The sequence below is a fragment of the Phyllobacterium sophorae genome, from assembly GCF_003010965.1.
GTDB lineage: Bacteria > Pseudomonadota > Alphaproteobacteria > Rhizobiales > Rhizobiaceae > Phyllobacterium > Phyllobacterium sophorae.
Map to the genome: position 1 here is coordinate 173,433 of NZ_PGGM01000009.1, position 20,573 is coordinate 194,005.

Here is a 20,573-nt window from a genome sequence, read left to right on the forward strand (position 1 = left end):
TTGTTTCAGCTCACCCCAAAGATTGTTCCAGCATTGCATTGTCAGCACGACCGCTGCGGAATGTATCACCGGTTTCGATCGCGGTGACGATCACCTCGGCAGGGCTGAACAGATGCGGGTCGATGGCGTAGAAATCGCCTTTGAACTTCTTGAAGATATCGGCGAACGGCTGCCCGTAATCCCGTGACGTCCGGCTTGGAAGTTGTTCCGCCAGGTCGCGTGCGTTCTGGGCGCTCCCGCGGACGTAAAGCTGAACAATCCCGCCATAGATGATCGCGTCATTGGTCCGGCCCATGGCCTGCAGAAAATCCGGATGTGGCGCAGGAATCGGCGCGCGGCCTGCACCATCGACAATCGCATCGAGCGGAAAGTTCAGGTCGTGTGCCTTGTGCAGTGCTACCTCCAGCACCCGGCCGACGATCTGCATGGAACCCGTCAGGCTCTGTGTCGGAGCATAGATGAATGTCAGCTTTTCCGGATCGAGGCCAGTCGTATTCGACACTTTCTCGACAATCGCTGCCGGCGGCGGCGTTGCGGTTTCAAGCACGATGACTGACGATTCTGCGTCCGGTTCGCGATAGGCGATCTTGTCAAAAAGCGGTTCGACACGCGCAAGGGCCCGCACCGGACCGGATCCCATGGCAAAATACTTCTCGTGCGAAAGATTCCATCCGGCATATTGGCTGCCAAGGCACGCAAGCACCGGTTGTGACGAGCGAACATCAACGCAATAGGGCCATTTGCCTGTGGCCAGAGCGGCGGACACGGTGCCCAGGCCACCCATGCAGATCTCGACGATGCGAAGGCCCGCTTCGATGCCGCCCGGACTGTTCGCGCCAGCATCGATCAGCCGTTCACCGAGACTGCCGCGGCTGTGTTCGATGCCGAGGCGGTCGGCATCCTCGATCATCGAATCGGCAATGCGTTGCGCATTTCTATTCAGATAGGCATGACCGTCCCTCATCGGAACTCCTCCCTCCAATGAACTGCTAGTTCCTTGACGCGGCTCTTGACGGCCCTCATTGCGGCGATGGCCGAATCTGCAGTGGCAAATGCAGTGCAAACGGGATCACCAGCCGCAAGAGCAGTGCCCGGCATCTGGTGATCTGCCGTCATTGCCGGCCACGCCACGTGCGGAAAGGCGCTGATGGCTCGCGCAGTATAGGCGATCGCCGATGCGGCGGAACCTCTGTAAGCTGGCACCGATATCCTGTGGCCCATGACGGCGCGCAAATGTTCGCGCAGCAGCGGCGTCTCCTTGCTGTCGAAGATATCCAGCGTCGCGCCGGGGCGTGGATTGATTTCGATGAGATGGAAGCCGCAACCGTCGTCGATGAAATCGGCGCTGCACAGGCCCGCAAGGCCAGTGCGCCGGGTCAACGCGGTGAGCCAATCGCCAATCAGCACTGATTTTGTCCTGCTGTAACGCCGCAACCGCACCGCCCCGCCATAGCGAAACGGCGCGTGTCTGGAGGGGGAAGACCATTGCCGGCTAAAGCCGACAATGTGGGCTTGGTGCCTGTCGGCGAGAAACAGCGCGGATAGGTTCTTGCCGGGAATGAAGCGCTGAAAATAGCGTTCGTGGCCGGAAGCACCGCCATTGGCTGGCTTCACATGCGACCCTCCCGCACCACCGGCGAGTTTCGTCAGCCATTCCTGTTGGTTGTCGGGCACGTCGAAACGAATGTCGGGATGCGGAATTTTCAGATCGGAACAGAGGCGGGAAAGACTGGAGGGATCCTTTACCAGCCGAATCGTCTTGGCATTGTTGCCGGCAACCGGAAATATTTTCGATATCGCGTCGATCATTTCCGGCTTTCGTTCAAATCCGGAACCAAACACGACCGCAGTGGGTGCATAGCCGCGAGCCAGATCCGTCAGCGTCTCGACGATCTGATCCTCATCGATTCCCGCCTCCAGGCTGCCCGACAGCTTCACTGCGCGGTCTGCCAGCGCGAGCGTGTCCGCATCGTTGAAAAGGTCCGCGACCAGCGGCCGGAAACCGGCCTGCTTCGCTGCTGCTGCAAGCGAGCGGCCAGAGATCGCAACGATCAGGATCTCGGGTCTATTTGGCAAGGTCGCGAGCAAGGGTGAATGCGTCCCGGAAATCAAAGATGACCGGCTTTTCGGCCTTGATCATCTGTTCGAACAAACCAGCCTGCGTCTTGTATTTGACGTTGCCAATCGAGAGCGGACCAATGCCGACAGCCTGTGTCGCATCGAGCGTCTCACCGTTTGCATTTACTTTCAGTCCTTCGATACCAGCCGGAGGCACCGCATTCACATCGGCAGCAACCAGAAGTCCGCCCGCCGAACCGAGCTGCGCTTTCGAGATCACCTGCACGCCTGCCTTTGCCGCCGCGAGGACGACCTCCGTGCCTTCCACAATGGTGCTTTTTTTGGCCTCGGTCGATCCATCAGCCGGTTCGACCGTCAATCCAAACCGCTGCATGATCGATGCCGCGACCTCCTGAACGCGCTCAATGCCGTCGTGGCCGACGATTGTTACACGCGCGCCCTCGCCGGCCGCGATTACTGCCGTGCAGTAGCCGACCACGCCCGTCGCACCAAAGACCGCCACCGAGGTCCCGTTCAATTCGCGGTCGTGGTGCTTGACCAGTGCTTTCTCGACCTTGGCGACCATCGCCGCCGCGGTCGTGAACGATCCCGCCGGATCGGCAAATACCGAGATTTCGAAGGGCGGTACCATGGATTTCTTTGCCGCGTCGAGCATGTCGAGCGCCAGCGGCGCGTCTTTGCCGGCAAGGAAAATGCCGGTCGCGACGCCTGCATCCGGCGGGCGCGAAAAGATGGCATCCTGAACAAGGTTGCTGACATCGGAAAGCTCGACATCCGTATAGGGAATAACCGCATCATAGCCCGCATCGAGCGCCATGTTGACGTCGAACGGACTCATGTGCCGGAGGGGTGTCAGCATATGAAGGATCATTTTGCGGCTCATGTTTTCCGCTCCTCTTTGACCATAGTGCCCATGGTTCAAGCTCTGGCGAGGTTCAATGCGGTATGCGTGATCTCCGCGCCCGCGTTTCTGCCCGCGACAATCTGGATGGCGGTACCGGGAGAACGTCCACCGATCTCGCCCACAATGCGTTCCGCATCGGCCTGTGAGGCGGCAAAAGCAAAGCCCGTCGGCCCCCATGAACTCTGGCCGATCCCGACAGCACCAGCCTTCACGAGGCGGTGCAATGTGGCCTCGACCAGCCTGCTGGTGAAAACGCCGCCCTGTGCCGGTGAAAAATAAGTGCCGATTTCGGTCTGAATGGCCTCCACCGCCCTGCCGAACGAGGCTAGGTCCTGCTCGACGAGAGCGGGCATGATGCTCATCAGCACATGGCGGCAGATCAGAGCCGAAGTTGCTGCCGGGAACGGCGGCAAAGTGCGGAAGGCTTCGATCTCGGCTTCGCCATGCATGCCCTGCGTTGCGGTGTCGAGGACAAGGATGATGCGCCAGGCTTCCGGAAACGGAATGCGCGAAATGACAGTCGGCGCCTGTTGCCCGAAACCTTTGCCAGCGTCGACGATCACGCCGCCTTCTTCGAATGCGGCAATGCCGATCCCCGATCGCGAGCCGCGTCCGAGCAGTACGGCATCTTGGGCAGTATCAAGCGGCAGCGCATGCAGTGTGCGCAGCCCAGCCGCCACGGCTATGGCGATCTGCGTTCCGGAACCGAGGCCAATATGGCGCGGGATGGCCCGTTGCACGCTGACCCGGTGCGGTGTCTTGATGCCAAGATGAGCGCAAAGCGTAGCGATATGCTGTGCGATGCGGGCCTGTTCCTCACCATGAATGTGTATGTCTGTTGCACGGGAAATCGTCAGGACTGTCTCAATATCCTGAATGGGCAAGCCGACGCTTCCAAACCGGTCCTGACCTGAGCGCGGTATATCGAGAAAGCCGAGATGCAGGCGAGCGGGCACTTTGATCGTGACGGATTCCGACATTTGTTTAATCTTTACACAATCTCAAAAATCGGGCCCTGCACTATGATATCGTCTTTCAAACGAGGTGCAAGCGTGATGCGCAAAGAATAGGGAGTAATGCGAATGTCGGATGAAACAAAGAAGGCCGAACCCAAGGAAAAAGTCTATTCGGAAAGCGAAATTGTCGCAAAACTGCAGAGCGATTTACCGCATTGGCGCTATGAGAACGGCTGGATTCGTCGCAAATACAAGACGCATGGGTGGAAATCGACCTTGATGGTCATCAATACGATCGGGCATCTGGCAGAAGCTGCCTGGCACCATCCAGATCTCAAGGCGTCTTACGCCTGGGTGGAGGTCCTGTTGCAGAATCATGCCGCGAAGGGCATCACCGACAAGGATTTCGAACTCGCCAGGAAGATCGAGAGCATCGTCCAGTGGCAGCCGGGCAAGGAGTCGGGATCACTGGAAGGAACGCCGCAAACCGACCAGCGCTTCGCCTACGTTAAGTACGACGATTGATCGCATGCTTTTTTGCTGGGCCGCAGGGTTCACATTCGAAAAAATTTGGTTAAGCTCAGGTTGGCACCAGAAAGTTGCGGAATATGTCGGTTGCATGGGTTGGCAGCCAGCCGGTCTCTTTGATGGATGCAATTCAGAATGCTGCGAAGCTTCTGGCATCAAGCCGCTGTCCAGTTTTTACCCTCGATACGGATGTGCATGGCACACGCAGTGCCATTGCGCTGGCTGAGAGGTTAGGCGGTGCTTATGATCATGGGCTGGGCGAGACTCTTGCCAATGAGGTTTCCCTGTTTACCAACCATGGCGGCATGTTCACAACGCCGGGCGAAGCGCGCCGGCGCTCCAGCCTGATCGTCCTCGTCGGCGAAATTCCCGCGTCGCATCATGAAATGTTGGAATCATGGGCGGCCTCGCGGCCTGATCTCGGCGATCGTAACAAACGCTTGTGGTTCCACGCCAGCGGCTCCGGGACAGTTTCGGCTGATACCAGCAAACTTGTCAGGAAATTGAAGGCTGTTTCGCTCGGCGGCGATGGCCTTTCGCTTGAAGGCGCCCTGGCCGTGCTTCGCGCTGAACTGCACGGGCGCCACGTAGCATCGCCACTGGTCAATGTTGCGCAGTTCAGACAGGCCCTGAACAAAAGCCAGTTCCCCGTCTTCGTCTTTTCCGGCACCTCCGGCGAAGCGGCAGGCCTTGTGATGCTGCAGGGGTTGATTGCGGATCTCAATAAAAATGGCCGGGCCAGCAGCGTGTTTCTGCCTGCCGACGATGATGCCTGGGGTACCGCGCTCACGTCCCTGTGGATGACCGGGTTTCCACCCCGGACAGGTTTCTCCAATAGCCTCCCAAGCTATGATCCCGTGCGGTGGGACGTCCAGCGCATGATCCGTGAAAAGGAAGCGGATCTTCATGTCTGGATGTCGACGAGGGGCGATGAAACTCCCCCCGCGCGGGGAAGGATCGCATTGATTTCGCTGAGCAAAAATGAAACGCCGACCGCTGGAGCGGCGGTCACGATTTCTGTCGGGAAAGCCGGGGTTGATCATGACGGCGTCACCTATTCCAGCAGGGTAGGTACATTCAGGGCCGTCGCCGCGTCTGCGCCGTCGCAATTGCCAAGCATCTCGAGCATCGTGCAGCAATTGGCGGAAGCCTTGCCTGGCAGGAGGGCTTTGCCATGCTGATCAGGCTCGTCGGCGGCGAGGTTATCGACCCGGTCAATAATGGACCCCGGCAGCGCGACGTCTGGATCAAGGATGGCGTGCTGATCGATCCGCCCATGGGTGAGACTGCCGATCAGACTCATGACGTTTCTGGTTGTATCGTCATGGCCGGCGCCATCGATATCCATTCGCATATCGGCGGCGGCAATGTGAATACTGCCCGGCTGCTGCTGCCAGAACACCATGCGGCTCACCAGCCGCGACCAGCCCACACTCCGCTTTCCAATGCCGGCTGGTCTACCTTCCAGACCGGCACTCTCTACGCGCAAATGGGCTTCACCACGGTGGTCGAACCCGCCATGGCACCGTACACGGCACTGCATACGCACCTTGAACTCGCCGATATTCCGATCATCGACAAGGCGACGCTGGCCATTCTTGGCAATGACGATTTCACCCTGTCGCTGCTTCGCAACGGTAAGTCCTCGGCCATGCTTGATGACTACATCGCCTGGGTCGTCGGTTCGACCCGCGCTCTTGGCGTCAAGGTCATCAATGCCGGTGCGGCCGCGGCTTTCAAGGAGAATGTCCGCTCCTTCTCGTTCGACGACGTCGTGCCCGAATATGGCGTCAGTTCGCGCAAGATCGTCAAGTCGCTGCAGGCTTCGGTGACCCGGCTTGGAATACCGCACCCGCTCCATGTACACGCCAACAATCTCGGCATCGCCGGCAGCGCCGATACGGCCGCCGACACCATTGCCGCCACCGAGGGGGTGCCGCTGCATCTCGCCCATCTGCAGTTCTATGGCTATGGCACCGAAGGCAAACGCAAGTTCTCCTCCGAGGCGGCGCGGCTGGCGGAGCTTATCAACGCTAACCCCGATGTCACCATCGATATCGGCCAGGTGATGTTCGGCCAGACCGTGACGATCTCTTCGGACGTGATGCGGCAGTTCACGGCCATCGGCAATGCCAGCCCGAAGAAGTCTGTCATCCTGGACGGAGATGGCAATGGCGGGGGAGGTATCGTGCCCTATCGCTACAAGCAAGATTATTACGGCTCGCTGCAGTGGGCGGTGGGGCTTGAGCTTTTCCTGCTCATTACCGATCCGTGGCGGGTGTTCTTCACGACCGATCATCCGAACGGTGCACCATTTACTGCCTATCCGGAATTGTTCGAGCTGCTGATGAGCAGCGGTGCCCGTGACGCGAAATCCACCGAATTGAACGCGACAGCACTGGAATTGACGACGCTCGCCTCGGTGCGCCGCGAATATACGCTTGAAGAGATAGCGATCATGACGCGCGCAGCGCCGGCACGATTGCTCGGTCTCAAGGATCGCGGCCATTTGGGGCCGGGAGCCATTGCCGATGTCGCGGTCTATCGCAAGGGCAAGGACATTGCCAGGATGTTCCGGGAGGCGGCGCTGGTGTTCAAGAATGGCGACCTCGTGGTCAAGAATGGCAAGGTTACGCACTACCGTTGGGGCAAGACGTTGCGGCTTAATCCGCCGCCGGACAAGGCGATGATCAAGCGCATGAGGGATTATCACGAAGAGCGATACGGCTTGTCGCTTGATTGGTTCACCTTCCCTGATTCCGCAATCCAAAGGGATGCGCCGTTTGCGGAGGTCTCATGCAACAGCTGACCCGCAATGGCGTCCTCATCGATGATACGTTCGCGGAAGCCTTCGGCATGCGGGCAACGGCGATCATCATCACCGCCCCGACGCTGAAATGGGCCCGGCAGGCAGCCACCACCATGACCGGTTATGCAACCTCGGTCATCGGCTGCGGCTGCGAGGCGGCGATCGATATGGACGTGCCGGAAACGAAGACGCCGGATGGCCGCCCGGGCTGCCGTGTCATGATTTTTGCGATGGGCACCGACGAGTTGCAGAAGCAGTTGAAAAGCCGGCTCGGACAATGCGTCCTGACATCGCCCGGCAGCGCCTGCTTCGCGGGGCTGGAAGGTTCGGCGCCGCTCGATCTCGGCAATTCGCTGCGTTATTTCGGCGATGGCTGGCAGATATCGAAGAAGTTCGGCGGCAGGCATTACTGGCGCGAGCCGGTCATGGATGGGGAGTTCCTGTGCGAAGCGACGACGGGGCTGACCAAGAATGCCGTGGGGGGCGGCAATCTGCTGTTTCTCGCGGCCGACAATTCCAAAGCACTGCACGCCGCAGAGCGGGCAGTGGCGGCGATCGGGAAAGTGCCGGGGGCGATCATGCCATTTCCCGGTGGCATCGTCCGCTCCGGTTCGAAAGTCGGCGGTAAATACAAAGGAATGATGGCATCCACCAATGATGCCTTTGCACCGACGCTGCGGGGTGTCGTCAACAGTGCCTTGACGCCTGATGTCAATGCGGTTCTGGAAATCGTCATCGATGGCGAGACCAGTGATGCCGTTGCGGCAGCGATGCGGGCAGGGTTGAAGGCGGTCATCGATCTTGGCCCGAAGAAGGGTGCGCTACGCGTCAGCGCCGGCAATTACGGCGGCAAGCTTGGCAAGTTTCACTATCATCTGAAGGACTTGCTGCCATGAAAGCGCTGACCTTCTCGCTCCTCGCAGAACCGGAAGAGCGTCTCGACCTTTCCGGCCTGACGCCGGCGTCGCTGGCCCGGCTCACCGAAGCTCAGATCGCCAGGCTGCGCGTGGGCACAAGCCGCAACCCTGCGTTGGTCGGTGATATCTTCAAGCTCACCGGCAAGGATGCGGAAAGCCTCGTGTTCGATGGAAGCAGTTCGCGCCTCGACAGGATCGGCGCGGGACTGAATGGCGGCGCAATACGCGTCACCGGCGATGTTGGCAGCCAGGCGGGCAGGAAAATGTCCGGTGGATCGTTGTTTGTCGAAGGCAATGTTGGGCACCATGCCGGGTCGGGCATGGCTGGCGGCAGGCTGGAGATCAAAGGTAACTCCGGCGACAATCTCGGCGGGCCACTCTCGGGCGAAATCACCGGTATGGAAGGCGGAATCCTGATCGTTCGCGGCAAGGCCGGGGACTATGCCGGAGACAGGCTGCGGCGGGGCACGGTCGCCATCCTTAAAGGGTGCGGCGACTATGCCGGCTACCGTATGATCGCCGGGACGATCATGGTTACGGGACGGGTCGGTGCAATGCCCGGGTATCTGATGAAACGGGGATCCCTCTTGTTTGATCGCCCCCCCGAAAAGCTCTCGCCGACTTTCGTTGCTTGCGGTGAACCGGACATCGCTTTTCCCGGTCTTTTCGACCGGTTTCTCATCAACGAGAAGATTCTGGACAAGCCACTGCTCGGCCAGAAACCGGGCAGATATGGCGGCGACAATGCCGTATCGGGCAAGGGCGAGATTCTGTTCCGGCGCGGTCGCCAAATGAGTTGATTCAACTACCGGAAGCGTCGAATCGCCGCCAGCGCCATTTCAGGATCGGCCTCTGGCAGATGCGATTTCGCTACCCGCTTTTCCCGCCGCGTAATGACGATCCGGGCATCTGTCTCGATTCGGTAGATCAGGCCCTGGGTCGAGATCAGTTTGAAGTGCTGCGGATCGAACGACTTGCTCACTTCCACCGTGACGGGCTTCAATTCGCTTAGCCGCTTGACGTCGGCCCGCGTAAACCGAACCTCGGCGGATCCCTTGGCACTACCCAGCTTGTTCTCGATCTTGTAGTGGGCTGGCTCGATCAGTGTCAGCGCGAAGATATCGCCCTTTTTCAGGTGCGTGCTGTCAAATATCACCCGCCTGCCTAGCCTGAGCTGCACAGACCATCCGGTCCCGGACGTTGCATGGAAGACCACGTAGCCTTTGGTCGAGACCGTTTGCCGGCTGGCGCCATGCGGGTCACCGGGACTGGCCTGGACTTTGGCAAGATCGATGGCGAGCTGGACCGCGGCCGCGTCATCGCTCACGACGATCGCCACATCCCCCGTATGCTTTCCATCCCTGCTAACCGACGCCCAATAGATTGCGGCGGTCGTGACGTGATGGACAACGCTTGTGCTGAGACCGAGTGCGCCGCTGTCAAAAACGGTTGCCTCGTACAATTGCCGATTGAGTGCTGCTGCCATCGTCTCATCCCGCATCCGGATGCGAATCTCGCTGCGCCGTGGAGCGGAAACCCGCATCGCGCCGGTAAAGTCATCTAAAGTTAAGGAGTATCGGTTTGAAATGAATGCAGCGCAATAATATAAAAGAATTTAATATTACTACGCTGCATAAAATAAAGGGTAGGCCTTTGTAACTATTGGATAATAAGGTAGCATATACTGAGAGTCGAACCGTATTATGGATTATCCGATAATCAGTTGGGGTTATATATTTAACTAACCTGCACACTCCTCCCCGCCTGCCCACCTGGGTGCGCCAGAACCGGGTCTAAACAGGGCAACCTGCGAAAAGTCCCTACATAGGTGGATGTTCGTTCCTATTGTTTAGACTTGCTGTGGTAAAATTCTTTTGCGGCGCTATACTTGCGCGCTGATAAGGTAATTCAGCGGCGGCGCGGGATGAAGCACGACTTGAAGCTTATCGACGATGAATTTATCGATCTGGTTTATGCTTCCCTGCTGGGTGAGACCAGCTGGCAGCATTTCCTTGACCGGCTGGCTGAGACGCTCCCCGATGGGAAATCGACCCTGTTCTATCACGATCAATACAAAGCCAGCGGGGCCCTGTCGCTGACATCCGGCCTGACCGAAAAGCAGATCAATCAATACGATACCTACTTCTGCCGCATCAATCCGTGGATGCCCAAGGCCTCGGTGCGGACGATTGGCCTTGGTGTTACAGCCGAGCAAATGTTGCCGTACGACCAGCTCGTAAAGACGGAATTTTATACCGACTTTCTCGTACCGGCGGGACTGAGTTCGGCAGTCGGCGTGACAATCGTTCGCAATGAAGGCCGTTCTTTCCTGCTCAGCATCCTCACGAGCGACCGGGAGAGCGAGAGAACCCATAGCGCGGCTGAGCTGCTCACGCGTCTTGCGCCCCACCTTCACCGGGTTTTCAAATACTACCAAAATCGCTCCTTCAACAGGTTCAGCAAGGAAGCGCGTGGCCTGGCCTTCGATGCAATAGATGTTGGCCTCATCATTGTGGGCGACAATTCGCGGATCAAGTCGGTGTCGGAGACGGCGCAAAAAATCATTGAGCATGGGACCTGTGTCAGAACCTCTGCGTCAGGCAAACTGCATATAGCATCCCATGAAGCCGACACGATGCTGCAGCGAATGTTGGACCGGACATCGGTTGAGCCAAAATTCGCGTCCTACATAGTCGGCGACGCGAAGGTGACGCTGATCCATGTCCAGAAGGACCGGTTTTCTTTTTTCTTCGAGGGGCCAACGGTTGTTGTGATCCTGGAGCCGCATCGCGCACAGCAGCGCATTTTTGACATCGAAGAATTCGTCAGTATGCATTCGCTCACCGCCGCTGAAGCGAGGGCGCTGAACGGACTTATTGGCGGAAGATCCGCCGATGAAATCGCGGCGGAGGCGGGTCTGTCCCGCGAAACCATCCGTTCACAAATCAAGAGTCTCTACGCCAAGACGAACGCAGGCAGCCAGATCGAACTAATTCGCATGATCGCGGGATTTGAGTCGCCTTGATCACCCGTTTCAACCAAAATGAACGTTTTTTCGGCTTCACCCTGCAGGGTGAAGCGCTTTGCGGGAAAATCGTCAACTATGGCGGTGCGTTGAGTAATTCTTTCCTGATTGTGGCAGGCAGGTAACCAACGAATAATAAACGAAGCTTGCAGGCGGCCGGATAACTTCCGCACTGAAAGTGATCCAGTTGCCACGGCCAGTAATGTCATACAACTCGAAGTTACCAGTACTGACACTTGTGTCAGTGAGTATGATTTGGGGGTAAAAAATGTCAGGAATCATGTATGAAAGAATACCGGACGCCGATCATGCCGTTTACAACCGGCATGCGGCTGCCCGCCGTGCCGAGTTCCACATTGCATCGACCGAACTCCGACCACAACGAACCCTTGCCATTATTGACGGACGTGCCCTTGCGCGGCAGCACCTTTCGTGGGGGCTTCTGGCGAATGGACTTGGCTTGCGTATGGTCACATATGGCTCCGTTGAAGATATCGAGGAATTCGAGGCAGCGGAGTTTTCAGTCATCCTCGTCTGCATCGACGATTCCAGGTTCATGGATGACTCCATTGTGCTTGAGATCGAGGGCCTTGTGCGGAGATATCCGAATATCCCCGTCATCGTTCAGGCGGAACTATGCGGATTTCAGCAGATATTAAGTGTTCTAGAACAGGGGGCGCGCGGGTACCTCCCGGGCAATGCCGGAATATCGGTTTGCATGGAAGCAATCTCCATGGCTTTGGCGGGAGGCGTTTTCGTTGCGGCGGAAAGTCTGAACGATATTCAGCGTATGCTCGGAACCCGGCGGTATCAATCCAAGCGCGGGGGGATGTTCACGCCCCGCGAGGAGGATGTCATCAGAGTTCTGCGGCTCGGAAAGGCGAACAAGACAATTGCCTACGCTCTTAAACTTGCGCCGAATACAGTGAAGGTCCATGTCCGGAATATCCTCAAGAAGCTTCGGGCGACAAACCGGGCGGAGGCAATTTACAAGATCAACGCCATGTTTGACGAAATGGCTTAGAGCGTCATTGACAAAGGACGCAGGTTTTGGGGCGACGGGGGCCGCTCCTTCTTTCCCTCCCCTTGCGGGAGGGATTTTTTTCGACCTTGCACACCACAGTGAATCTCACCCTGCGGCTTCGACAATCGGAAATGACTGCACGTATCACCGCAGGACGGGCGAGCACCGTCGCTTGTCCGGATACGCCGGACCGCAGGTCCAGGGTGGCGCGGAACCGTTGTCCTTCCGTGCAAGAAAATAATCCTGCCAACTTATCCAACACCTCCAAACCTCGTTTATTCTAACCCGGTCCTTTCCACGGGGAACTGCTTCCGGAGCCGTTCGAAGCGGGGAACGGACCCGCTGTCCGGGGACGTTCTGTCCAAGGGTTCCCCTGCCGGTACTAGGACCGGCGCGTGCTGGACGAGCACTCTAAGGGGCACGCAGGTGACGCATGGAATGCCGCAAATGGCCTTCCCCGGTGCCGAAGCCTCCCAAGGGGAACGGACGGGATGAAAAGTCGCCGGACGGGCGGTCTTCGGATCGCATTACTCCTTCTACCAAGACGCGCTTCGGCGACCGCCCGTCTTCCCCAACCACTCAATGGCCAGACTCAGAGAATGAGGGCGTGGCGGGGGAAGGAGATATGCAGAAATGAACGCCATAATTGAACCACGCCCATCCGATCTCCCACACTTCCTTAAGGTTGAAAACGTAAGTTGAATGAAGAGGTTCGCTATAGTGACTGGCATTCGGGACCGGCTCGACTATAACGGGATTCTACTAACCCCCAACCTTGCCAAAACAGGAAAGTTGATGAGGTGACAGACCGAAAATCACCACTCGCTCCGTTCAAGCACGAGACCTTCCGGACCATCTGGATCGCCAGCCTTTCCTCCAATTTCGGTTCTCTGATCCAGGCGGTCGGCGCGGCGTGGATGATGACGACCATCTCGAATTCCGTTGATATGGTTGCCCTGGTGCAGGCTTCGACCGCTTTGCCGATCATGCTTTTTTCCCTGATCTCCGGCGCATTGGCGGACAATTTCAACCGGCGCAGGGTGATGCTTGTGGCACAGTCCTTCATGCTGGGCGTCTCGGTACTGCTGACGATCTTTGCCTATTTCAGCCTCATAACGCCGTGGCTTCTTCTCACCTTCACCTTCCTCCTCGGTTGCGGAACGGCACTCAACAACCCGTCATGGCAGGCCTCGGTCGGGGATATGGTCCCGCGCGAAAATCTGCCGGAAGCCGTTGCACTCAACAGCATGGGTTTCAACCTCACCCGCAGCGTTGGTCCGGCGATCGGCGGTTTGATTGTCGCCGTGGCGGGTGCCGCCGCCGCTTTCGCAGTCAACGCGGTCAGTTACCTGCCTCTTATCTTCGCGCTGCTCCGCTGGCAGCCCCAGTACCCACCGAACCCGTTGCCACGCGAAGCGCTCGGACGAGCGGTCTCTGCAGGTTTGCGGTATGTGGCAATGTCGCCAAACATCGGCAAAGTCGTTTTTCGCGGCTTTGTGTTCGGTTTCTCGGCCAGTGCCGTGCTCGCGCTCCTGCCGCTGGTTGCGCGTGATCTTGTCGGTGGCGGACCGCTGGTCTATGGCACCATGCTCGGTTCATTCGGGATCGGTGCCATTGGTGGCGCGCTCCTTAGCGCGCGGCTGCGCGAATTCCTGACGAGCGAAGCCATCGTGCGCATTGCCTTTGCCGGATTCGCTGTCAGCGCCACGATTGCGGCACTGAGCCCAAGCGCCTGGACAACCAATGCCGGGCTCCTGTCGGCCGGTGCCTGCTGGGTGCTGGCTTTGTCATTATTCAATGTAACGGTACAGCTGTCGACGCCGCGTTGGGTGGTTGGCCGTGCCTTGTCACTATACCAGACAACGACATTCGGGGGCATTGCGGGCGGCAGCTGGTTATGGGGTGTCGCGGCAGCGGAATACGGGGCCGACAAGGCACTGCTTGCCTCAAGCGTGGTCATGCTTCTTGGTGCCGTTATAGGCCTTCGTTATGCATTGCCGGAATTCAAGACGTTGAACCTCGATCCGCTCAATCGCTTCAGCGAGCCGCTGCTGGCGTTGGATCTCAAACCGCGCAGCGGGCCGATCGTGATCATGATCGACTATGTCATTGCCGAAGAAGACGTTCCGGAGTTTCTCGCGGTTATGGCTGACCGGCGGCGCGTGCGGATTCGCGACGGGGCAGGGCACTGGGCGTTGATGCGCGATCTGGAGAATCCCGAGATCTGGACCGAGAGCTATCACACGCCGACCTGGGTCGAATATGTCCGTCACAATCAGCGCAGAACTCAGGCTGACGCGGCAATCGGCGACCGGATACGGGCGCTTCATCGCGGTGTCACCGACCCGCGTGTGCATCGCATGATCGAACGGCAGACGATCCTGCCGCACGACATAGCCGCTCACAAAACACCGATCGATATGTCGTAGGCCGCGGTGGTGCGCTTAAGGTTTCAGATCGAACGCGCCCTTGAAGCTACCATCCATATAGAAAGGGACGGAAGTGTGGACATGGGCGATACGCCATGTGCCGCCTTGCTTGATCAAACCGAGCGTCTGGCGAAACCAGAGATCGACTTGCTCCCCGTCGGTTTTGGTGCCGGTCATATGCACGAGGCTTCTGGCGAAAGCGACGTCGCTTCCGGCATTGATCTCGACATCGCGTGCTTCACCTCCAATCGGCCCTTTCCAGGTCGCAAACCATCCTTGCAAATCTTCGGCATCCTTACCCTTGTATTGCAGGGGAGGAGCCAGCGTGTACTGGACCACGTCGCCGCTCAGGTGGGACAGGACCCGCGCCGCATCCTTGTCGCCGATTGCTTTGGACCAGTCATCGATCACGGCTGCAACGGCGGCCTTTTCGCTGGTGTTCGTCATCTCGTTCTCCTTCTTTCAAAGTTTCGAGACAAGCGCTTCAAGCTGATCGGCGCAGATGCCCCAGCCCTCGTGAAAACCCATCTTCTCGTGGGCTTCGCGATCCGCAACCGTCCAATGGCGGGCGAGCGCCGTGTACCTGGTTCTGCCGCCGTGATCCTCGAAGGTAAGGATCAATGTCATGAACGGTTTTTCGGAGAGCACCCAAGCTTTTGTATAAGCGTCGGTGACGACGATCCGTTCGTTTTCGACTATTTCCAGATAGACGCCGCGATTGGGGAACTCATTGCCATCGGGCCCACGCATGACGATGAGATTGGAGCCGCCTACGCGAACATCAAGTTCCGCATGCGGGGTCGTATAGGGCAACGGTGCAAACCACTGTTTCAAAAGGTCGGCATCGGTCCATGCCTTGAAGACCTTTTCGCGCGGCGCATCGATGATGCGGGTCAGGACGAGATCGCGATCGGGATTCGGGGTGGCGTCATAGCTCATTGATGTTCTCCTTGTTTGATCAGTTCTGATCCAAGGACGAACGAGCCGCGGGCATCCCGACACGGCCGGCAAAATTCTTGTATGGAAATGACGTCAGGCCGGCAATCAGTCTCGAGCCAGACCGTCGAGGTGCATGCGGATGTGTGCCGCCTCTGCAGCAGTATTGGCCAGGGCAATGGCGCGATTGAAAGCCTCGCGGGCTTCACGGGTGCGACCGATTTTCATCAGCAAGCCGCCCTTGACACCAAAGAAGTGAAAATAGCCGGAGAGCCTATCCTCAAGGGGTTCTATCAGGGCCAACGCTTCAGCTGGCCCGCGCACCTTTTCCACGGCGACAGCGCGGTTGAGAGTGATTACCGGCGAGGGCGTCAATCGTTCGAGCGCTGTGTATAGCAGATCGATTTCGGCCCAATCGGTGTCGGCGGCGTGCACGGCTCGCGCGTGGAGGGCGGCAATGGCGGCCTGGATCTGATACGGGCCGGCGCGCCTGTGCCGCATGGCCTTGTCAAGCAGGGCAAGACCCTCATTGATCATCTTGCGGTTCCACAGACCCCTGTCCTGGTTTTCCAGCAGTATCACTGATCCGTCGGCATCAAAGCGAGCTCCGGCCCGGGCATTCTGCAGGAGCAGCAGCGCGGTCAATCCCATGATCTCCGGTTCCGTTGGGAAAATCCGCAACAGCAGCCTGGCGAGCCGGATAGCCTCCTCGCACAAGGGGAGGCGTGCTTGGCTTTCACCGCTGCCAGCCGAGTATCCTTCGTTGAAGATCAGGTAGACCATCGCCGCTACCGCGGCGAGCCGTTCCGCTCGTTCGATGGCATCCGGTGCCTCAAACGGTACCTCGCCAGCACCGATACGGCTCTTCGCGCGTGTGATGCGCTGCTCCATGGCGCTTTCGCTGATGAGGAAGGCGCGGGCGATCTGTCGCACCGAGAGGCCTGATACGATTCTGAGTGCCAATGGGATTTGCTGCGTGGCCGGAAGATCGGGATGACAGCAAATGAACAGCAGGCGCAGTATGTCGTCGCGGTAGTCCGAGCCGTCGATCTTTTCGGCGATTGCGGTTTCGGCGTCCTCAAGGTCGGACAAATGTTCTTCTGGAGGCAGCGGCTGCTGCTTTGCTTGACGCCGCACTCCGTCGATAGCGCTGTTGCGGGCGACGAATATGAGCCAGGCAGTTGGATCCCGGGGCGGCCCATTTTTTGGCCAGTTTTTCAGGGCTCGAAGGCAGGCCTCCTGAAAAGCCTCTTCCGCCGTGTCGAGATTGCGGAAATACCGCAGCAGCGCGCCGACCGCTTGCGGACGGGCGGCGGTGAGGGCGGCATCGATCCAGGCGGTGTCGCTCATGAGAAATTCGACCCTGGCCGGAAGATTGCAACGGGCCGGATTTCGTATGAACCGGTGCCGGGATTCGCCCGTGCGAGATCCCGCGCGGTGTCGATGGCTTCGTCCAGCGACGCGCAATCGATCACATAGAATCCGAGGAGTTGTTCCTTGGTTTCAGCAAACGGTCCATCAATAATGATGGGATCTTCACGGCCCTTTCTGAGCGTTGTTGCCGCCGTGGTCGGAAGCAACCGCGCCACAGGGCCAAGTCGACCCTGCTCCCTGAGTTTATCCTGAACAACCGCCAGTCGTTCCATGACTGCGTCATCCTCTTCCTTGCTCCAGGAACCGACGACATCTTCGGGGTTGTAGCACAATATGGCGTAAAGCATTCGGATCGTTCCTCCTCCTATGAAGACGATCCAGTATGGCCAATCCCGACATCAGGTCGAGAAGAATTATGAAGTTCTGGTGGGGTCTACGCGGCCGGAGATCTGGCGGCGATCGTCAGCGCTTGATGATCGTTCGGCCCAGCGCAAGAACCGGTCGACAGCGCCAGAGACGCTCGTCACGTCCGTTGTCAAGAAGGGCGGCTATCGAACGCTTTGCGTACGCATGTGCGACGGTTACTACTTTCCGATTTCGTTTTCGGCACAGCCCCGAAACTTTGCCCGCGACCAGAATGCCTGCAGTGCCATGCGCCCGGCGGGAAATGCAAAATTATACTATCATCCGGTACCGGAACAGGAATCGGACGCGATGATCGCTGTTGCCGACAAGAAGCCCTATAGCGAGCTGCCAAACGCATTCAACTATCGCACTGCGGGCGTCAAAGCAGTTCCCGGTTGCGCGTGTCATGCTGCACAAAACAATCAGATGAATGTCGTATCGGAGAAATCAATACCCAGCCTGGAAGTTGATTCCACCGCTGTGGCGGCAGAAGCGAACGGCGTCGGACCGTTGAACGTTGCCGTTGAAAGTGAAGAGCCTGCCCAGGGGGATGTTGATGAATCGGAGGCGACCCAGCGGAATGTCAGAATGGTTGGGACCGCGTTTTTGCCGGTTGAGACCGGAGCTATCGACTTCAGGTCGCCCGCATGTGAGAAGAAAGTCGAGCAAAGCCGCGCTGGCATTCTTACCCCGGGCGACATTGTCAGAACGATCACATCGGATATTCTAAGACGGATTCAATGACGTGGTCCTGGGGCCGCGCGAGCGGTTCGGGTGGAGCGATCGAACGACATGACGAAACCAGAATGGGTACCGGAACAATATCTGAAATTCGAAGATGAACGCACCCGGCCGGCGATTGACCTTCTTTCGGCGGTTCCCAATCATGATGTCAAATTTAGTGTCGATCTGGGATGCGGTCCGGGAAACTCAACCGAATTGCTCCTAAGGCGGTACCCACGGGCAATTGTTCAGGGCGTTGATTCCTCCGCGGAGATGATAGAGAAGGCGAAAGATCGATTGCCTGGCTACGACTTTCACACAGCCGATCTCGATACATGGCGGCCGCAAGGGAATGCTGACCTGCTGTACGCCAACGCTGTGATGCAGTGGCTGCCGGACCACGATCGGCTCTTTCCGAGATTGATGGGTTTCCTCAACGCTGGCGGTTCCCTGGCGATCCAGATGCCCGACAATCTGGAAGAGCCTACCCATGTAGCGATGCGGAAGGTGGCTGCGGATGAAATCTGGGCCTCCAAATTGGGGAGAGCGGATCCCTCTCGGACGAAGGTGGGAAATGCTTCATTTTATTATCAGTTATTACGGCCCCTCAGCCAGCGTGTTGAGGTTTGGCGCACGACCTACAATCATCCCCTCCAGGGATTGGACGGCATCGTCGAATGGTTCAAGGGCTCCGCGCTGCGGCCGTATCTTTCGTTGCTTGACGAGCAAGAGCGGTTGCTGTTTCTTGAAAAGTATAAAGAGTGCCTTTCTCAGTCCTACCAGCCAATGAAAGATGGTATCGTCCTCTTGCCATTCCCGCGTATTTTCATTGTAGCCACGCGTTAATCTTGCCATGTCCTTTAGCTCCTTCCGGGTTATTTGCCGTCTCCGGAAATCAATAAAATATTGAAGGTGTTTCGCAAATGAATGCGGAATGGGTGCCTAGCATCGGCGTCGCGAAAGAAGCACAATCATATCCGCGGTGGCGACACTGGAGAGCGGACCGGCATGCGGAGGAGTGTGTGTGTCGTCATCTCTTGATTGGAAATTATTGAAAATTCAATATCGGATGCCTGCACCTTAGCGCTGAGCGCTCGCGCGGCAACTGCAGACTTAGGCGTTTGCCAAGGGAGGAATTATGCTCGAAAGGCTTTTCAAGCTTAGCGACCACAATACAACGGTGCGTACGGAAGTACTGGCCGGACTGACGACATTCCTGACAATGTCGTACATCATTTTTGTCAATCCAGAGATATTGTCCTCCACGGGCATGGATCGCAATGCCATATTTGTTGCGACATGTATTGCCGCCGCACTTGGTTCGGCTGTGATGGCGATGGTGGCCAATTGGCCCATCGGCATGGCTCCCGGGATGGGTCTCAATGCCTTCTTTGCCTTCACTGTTGTGGCAGCGATGGGCTTCACCTGGCAGCAAGCACTTGGCGCCGTCTTCATTTCCGGCTGTATCTTCCTGCTACTGACGGTAACGGGAGTACGCAGCTGGCTCGTCGCAGGAATTCCCAAATCGCTGCGCAGCGCAATAGCGGCCGGTATCGGGCTATTCCTGGCATTCATTGCCTTGAAAAACTCCGGCATCATCGTGGCCAATCCTGCAACATTTGTTGGCCTTGGCCATCTTGGCGGCACTGGCACCTTGCTTGCTATCCTCGGCTTCTTTGTTATCGCTGCACTTGATGCGCTCAAGGTACGCGGATCGATCCTGATCGGCATCCTCGTCGTGACCGTGTTGTCGATGATCCTTGGTGTCAGCGAGTTCAAGGGCGTTTTCTCGGCCCCGCCGAGCCTGGCGCCTACCTTCCTGCAGCTGGATATCATGGGCGCCTTGCATACAGGACTCTTGCAAGTCATCCTGGTTTTTGTGCTGGTCGAAGTCTTTGATGCAACGGGAACCCTGATCGGCGTCAGCAAGCGCGCTGGACTCATTCAGGAAGGCAAGCCGAACAATCTTGGCCGCGCGCTGTTTGCCGATAGCACGGCGATCGTGGCGGGCTCATTGCTGGGCACCAGCAGCACCACTGCCTACGTTGAAAGTGCATCCGGGGTGCAGGCGGGTGGACGCACGGGATTGACGGCCTTGACCATTGCCGTCCTGTTCCTGGCCGCGCTGTTCATTGCACCACTGGCAGCGTCGGTCCCCGGTTATGCGACTGCCCCGGCATTGCTCTATGTGGCAGGTCTCATGATGCACGAGCTTGTCGATATCGAATGGAGCGACGTTACTGAATCGACGCCTGCCGCACTCACGGCACTGATGATCCCGTTCACCTATTCGATCGCCAATGGACTGGCCTTTGGGTTCATCAGCTATGTCGTGCTGAAGACGTTTACGGGCAAAATAAGCGTCATTCATCCGGCAACGTGGCTCGTTGCAATCCTGTTTATCATAAGGTTTGCACTGTTCCCCGCGTAAAATCTTGCGACGGTGCGGATGCGACGGTTGCGC

At 57.9% G+C, this 20,573-nt stretch carries 20 protein-coding genes; 11 read left to right on the plus strand and 9 right to left on the minus strand.

Annotation, left to right across the window (positions count from 1 at the left end; translation table 11 throughout):
* Positions 1-10 precede the first annotated feature (10 nt).
* From mch to CU103_RS19230, 4 genes are read right to left on the minus strand one after another with little or no spacing between them, the layout of a single operon-like run.
* Positions 11-964, minus strand: a complete 954-nt coding sequence (gene mch, locus CU103_RS19215; RefSeq protein WP_106665652.1) for a methenyltetrahydromethanopterin cyclohydrolase — start codon at positions 962-964, stop codon at positions 11-13.
* Entirely contained in the window at positions 961-2,088 is a 1,128-nt protein-coding gene (locus CU103_RS19220) for an ATP-grasp domain-containing protein (protein ID WP_245448884.1), read from the minus strand. Before CU103_RS19220 ends, mch begins: the two co-directional genes overlap by 4 nt.
* Positions 2,066-2,962 carry an NAD(P)-dependent methylenetetrahydromethanopterin dehydrogenase gene (locus CU103_RS19225; RefSeq protein WP_106665653.1) on the minus strand — a complete coding sequence of 299 codons (897 nt, stop codon included), beginning with the start codon at positions 2,960-2,962 and terminating at the stop codon, positions 2,066-2,068. The genes CU103_RS19220 and CU103_RS19225 overlap by 23 nt, the downstream gene beginning before the upstream one ends.
* 35 nt (positions 2,963-2,997) lie before the next feature.
* The gene (locus CU103_RS19230; RefSeq protein ID WP_106665654.1) at positions 2,998-3,963 is read right to left on the minus strand and encodes a beta-ribofuranosylaminobenzene 5'-phosphate synthase family protein; all 966 of its coding nucleotides are present in this window, start codon (positions 3,961-3,963) and stop codon (positions 2,998-3,000) included.
* A 102-nt stretch (positions 3,964-4,065) separates the two neighbouring features.
* Here CU103_RS19230 and CU103_RS19235 point away from each other — a divergent pair, with 102 nt between their 5' ends.
* The 5 genes from CU103_RS19235 to CU103_RS19255 all read left to right on the plus strand — a co-directional run bounded on the left by CU103_RS19235 (position 4,066) and on the right by CU103_RS19255 (position 8,993).
* Positions 4,066-4,464, plus strand: coding sequence for a 4a-hydroxytetrahydrobiopterin dehydratase (locus tag CU103_RS19235; protein WP_106665655.1), 399 nt, complete (start codon positions 4,066-4,068; stop codon positions 4,462-4,464).
* 83 nt (positions 4,465-4,547) lie between these two features.
* Positions 4,548-5,648: a molybdopterin-binding domain-containing protein gene (locus CU103_RS19240; RefSeq protein WP_106665656.1), complete on the plus strand. Its 1,101-nt coding sequence runs from the start codon at positions 4,548-4,550 to the stop codon at positions 5,646-5,648.
* Positions 5,642-7,276 carry a formylmethanofuran dehydrogenase subunit A gene (locus CU103_RS19245; protein WP_106665657.1) on the plus strand — a complete coding sequence of 545 codons (1,635 nt, stop codon included), beginning with the start codon at positions 5,642-5,644 and terminating at the stop codon, positions 7,274-7,276. The genes CU103_RS19240 and CU103_RS19245 overlap by 7 nt, the downstream gene beginning before the upstream one ends.
* Positions 7,264-8,172 carry a formylmethanofuran--tetrahydromethanopterin N-formyltransferase gene (gene fhcD / locus CU103_RS19250; protein WP_106665658.1) on the plus strand — a complete coding sequence of 303 codons (909 nt, stop codon included), beginning with the start codon at positions 7,264-7,266 and terminating at the stop codon, positions 8,170-8,172. Before CU103_RS19245 ends, fhcD begins: the two co-directional genes overlap by 13 nt.
* Complete coding sequence (locus CU103_RS19255) at positions 8,169-8,993, plus strand: formylmethanofuran dehydrogenase subunit C (RefSeq protein WP_106665659.1); 825 nt, start codon at positions 8,169-8,171, stop codon at positions 8,991-8,993. Before fhcD ends, CU103_RS19255 begins: the two co-directional genes overlap by 4 nt.
* Before the next feature lie 5 nt (positions 8,994-8,998).
* Here CU103_RS19255 and CU103_RS19260 read toward each other — a convergent pair whose 3' ends face one another.
* Positions 8,999-9,679: a hypothetical protein gene (locus CU103_RS19260; protein WP_106665660.1), complete on the minus strand. Its 681-nt coding sequence runs from the start codon at positions 9,677-9,679 to the stop codon at positions 8,999-9,001.
* A gap of 438 nt (positions 9,680-10,117) precedes the next feature.
* Between CU103_RS19260 and CU103_RS19265 the strand changes: the two genes are divergently transcribed.
* The 3 genes from CU103_RS19265 (at position 10,118) to CU103_RS19275 (ending at position 14,671) form a co-directional block, all read left to right on the plus strand.
* Entirely contained in the window at positions 10,118-11,218 is a 1,101-nt protein-coding gene (locus tag CU103_RS19265; RefSeq protein WP_106665661.1) for a helix-turn-helix transcriptional regulator, read from the plus strand.
* Positions 11,219-11,486: 268 nt separating this feature from the next.
* Positions 11,487-12,242: a response regulator transcription factor gene (locus CU103_RS19270; protein ID WP_106665662.1), complete on the plus strand. Its 756-nt coding sequence runs from the start codon at positions 11,487-11,489 to the stop codon at positions 12,240-12,242.
* An 800-nt stretch (positions 12,243-13,042) separates the two neighbouring features.
* Positions 13,043-14,671: an MFS transporter gene (locus tag CU103_RS19275; protein WP_106665663.1), complete on the plus strand. Its 1,629-nt coding sequence runs from the start codon at positions 13,043-13,045 to the stop codon at positions 14,669-14,671.
* Positions 14,672-14,686: 15 nt separating this feature from the next.
* On the opposite strand, the gene CU103_RS19280 is transcribed toward CU103_RS19275, so the two are convergent.
* From CU103_RS19280 to CU103_RS19295, 4 genes are all read right to left on the minus strand, one after another.
* Positions 14,687-15,118 (minus strand): YybH family protein, encoded by a 432-nt coding sequence (locus tag CU103_RS19280; protein ID WP_106665664.1) that lies wholly within the window; start codon positions 15,116-15,118, stop codon positions 14,687-14,689.
* Between the two features lie 15 nt (positions 15,119-15,133).
* Positions 15,134-15,610, minus strand: coding sequence for an SRPBCC family protein (locus tag CU103_RS19285; RefSeq protein ID WP_106665665.1), 477 nt, complete (start codon positions 15,608-15,610; stop codon positions 15,134-15,136).
* 105 nt (positions 15,611-15,715) lie between these two features.
* A complete protein-coding gene (locus tag CU103_RS19290) occupies positions 15,716-16,957 on the minus strand; it encodes an RNA polymerase sigma factor (protein ID WP_106665666.1) in 1,242 nt (413 codons plus the stop codon).
* Positions 16,954-17,328 (minus strand): YciI family protein, encoded by a 375-nt coding sequence (locus tag CU103_RS19295; RefSeq protein WP_106665667.1) that lies wholly within the window; start codon positions 17,326-17,328, stop codon positions 16,954-16,956. Before CU103_RS19295 ends, CU103_RS19290 begins: the two co-directional genes overlap by 4 nt.
* Before the next feature lie 19 nt (positions 17,329-17,347).
* Between CU103_RS19295 and CU103_RS19300 the strand changes: the two genes are divergently transcribed.
* The 3 genes from CU103_RS19300 to CU103_RS19310 all read left to right on the plus strand — a co-directional run bounded on the left by CU103_RS19300 (position 17,348) and on the right by CU103_RS19310 (position 20,540).
* Positions 17,348-18,130, plus strand: a complete 783-nt coding sequence (locus tag CU103_RS19300; RefSeq protein WP_106665668.1) for a DUF2865 domain-containing protein — start codon at positions 17,348-17,350, stop codon at positions 18,128-18,130.
* Positions 18,131-18,178: 48 nt separating this feature from the next.
* Positions 18,179-18,955: a trans-aconitate 2-methyltransferase gene (tam, locus tag CU103_RS19305; protein ID WP_106665669.1), complete on the plus strand. Its 777-nt coding sequence runs from the start codon at positions 18,179-18,181 to the stop codon at positions 18,953-18,955.
* Between the two features lie 292 nt (positions 18,956-19,247).
* Entirely contained in the window at positions 19,248-20,540 is a 1,293-nt protein-coding gene (locus tag CU103_RS19310; protein ID WP_106665670.1) for an NCS2 family permease, read from the plus strand.
* The last annotated feature ends 33 nt before the right edge of the window (positions 20,541-20,573 follow it).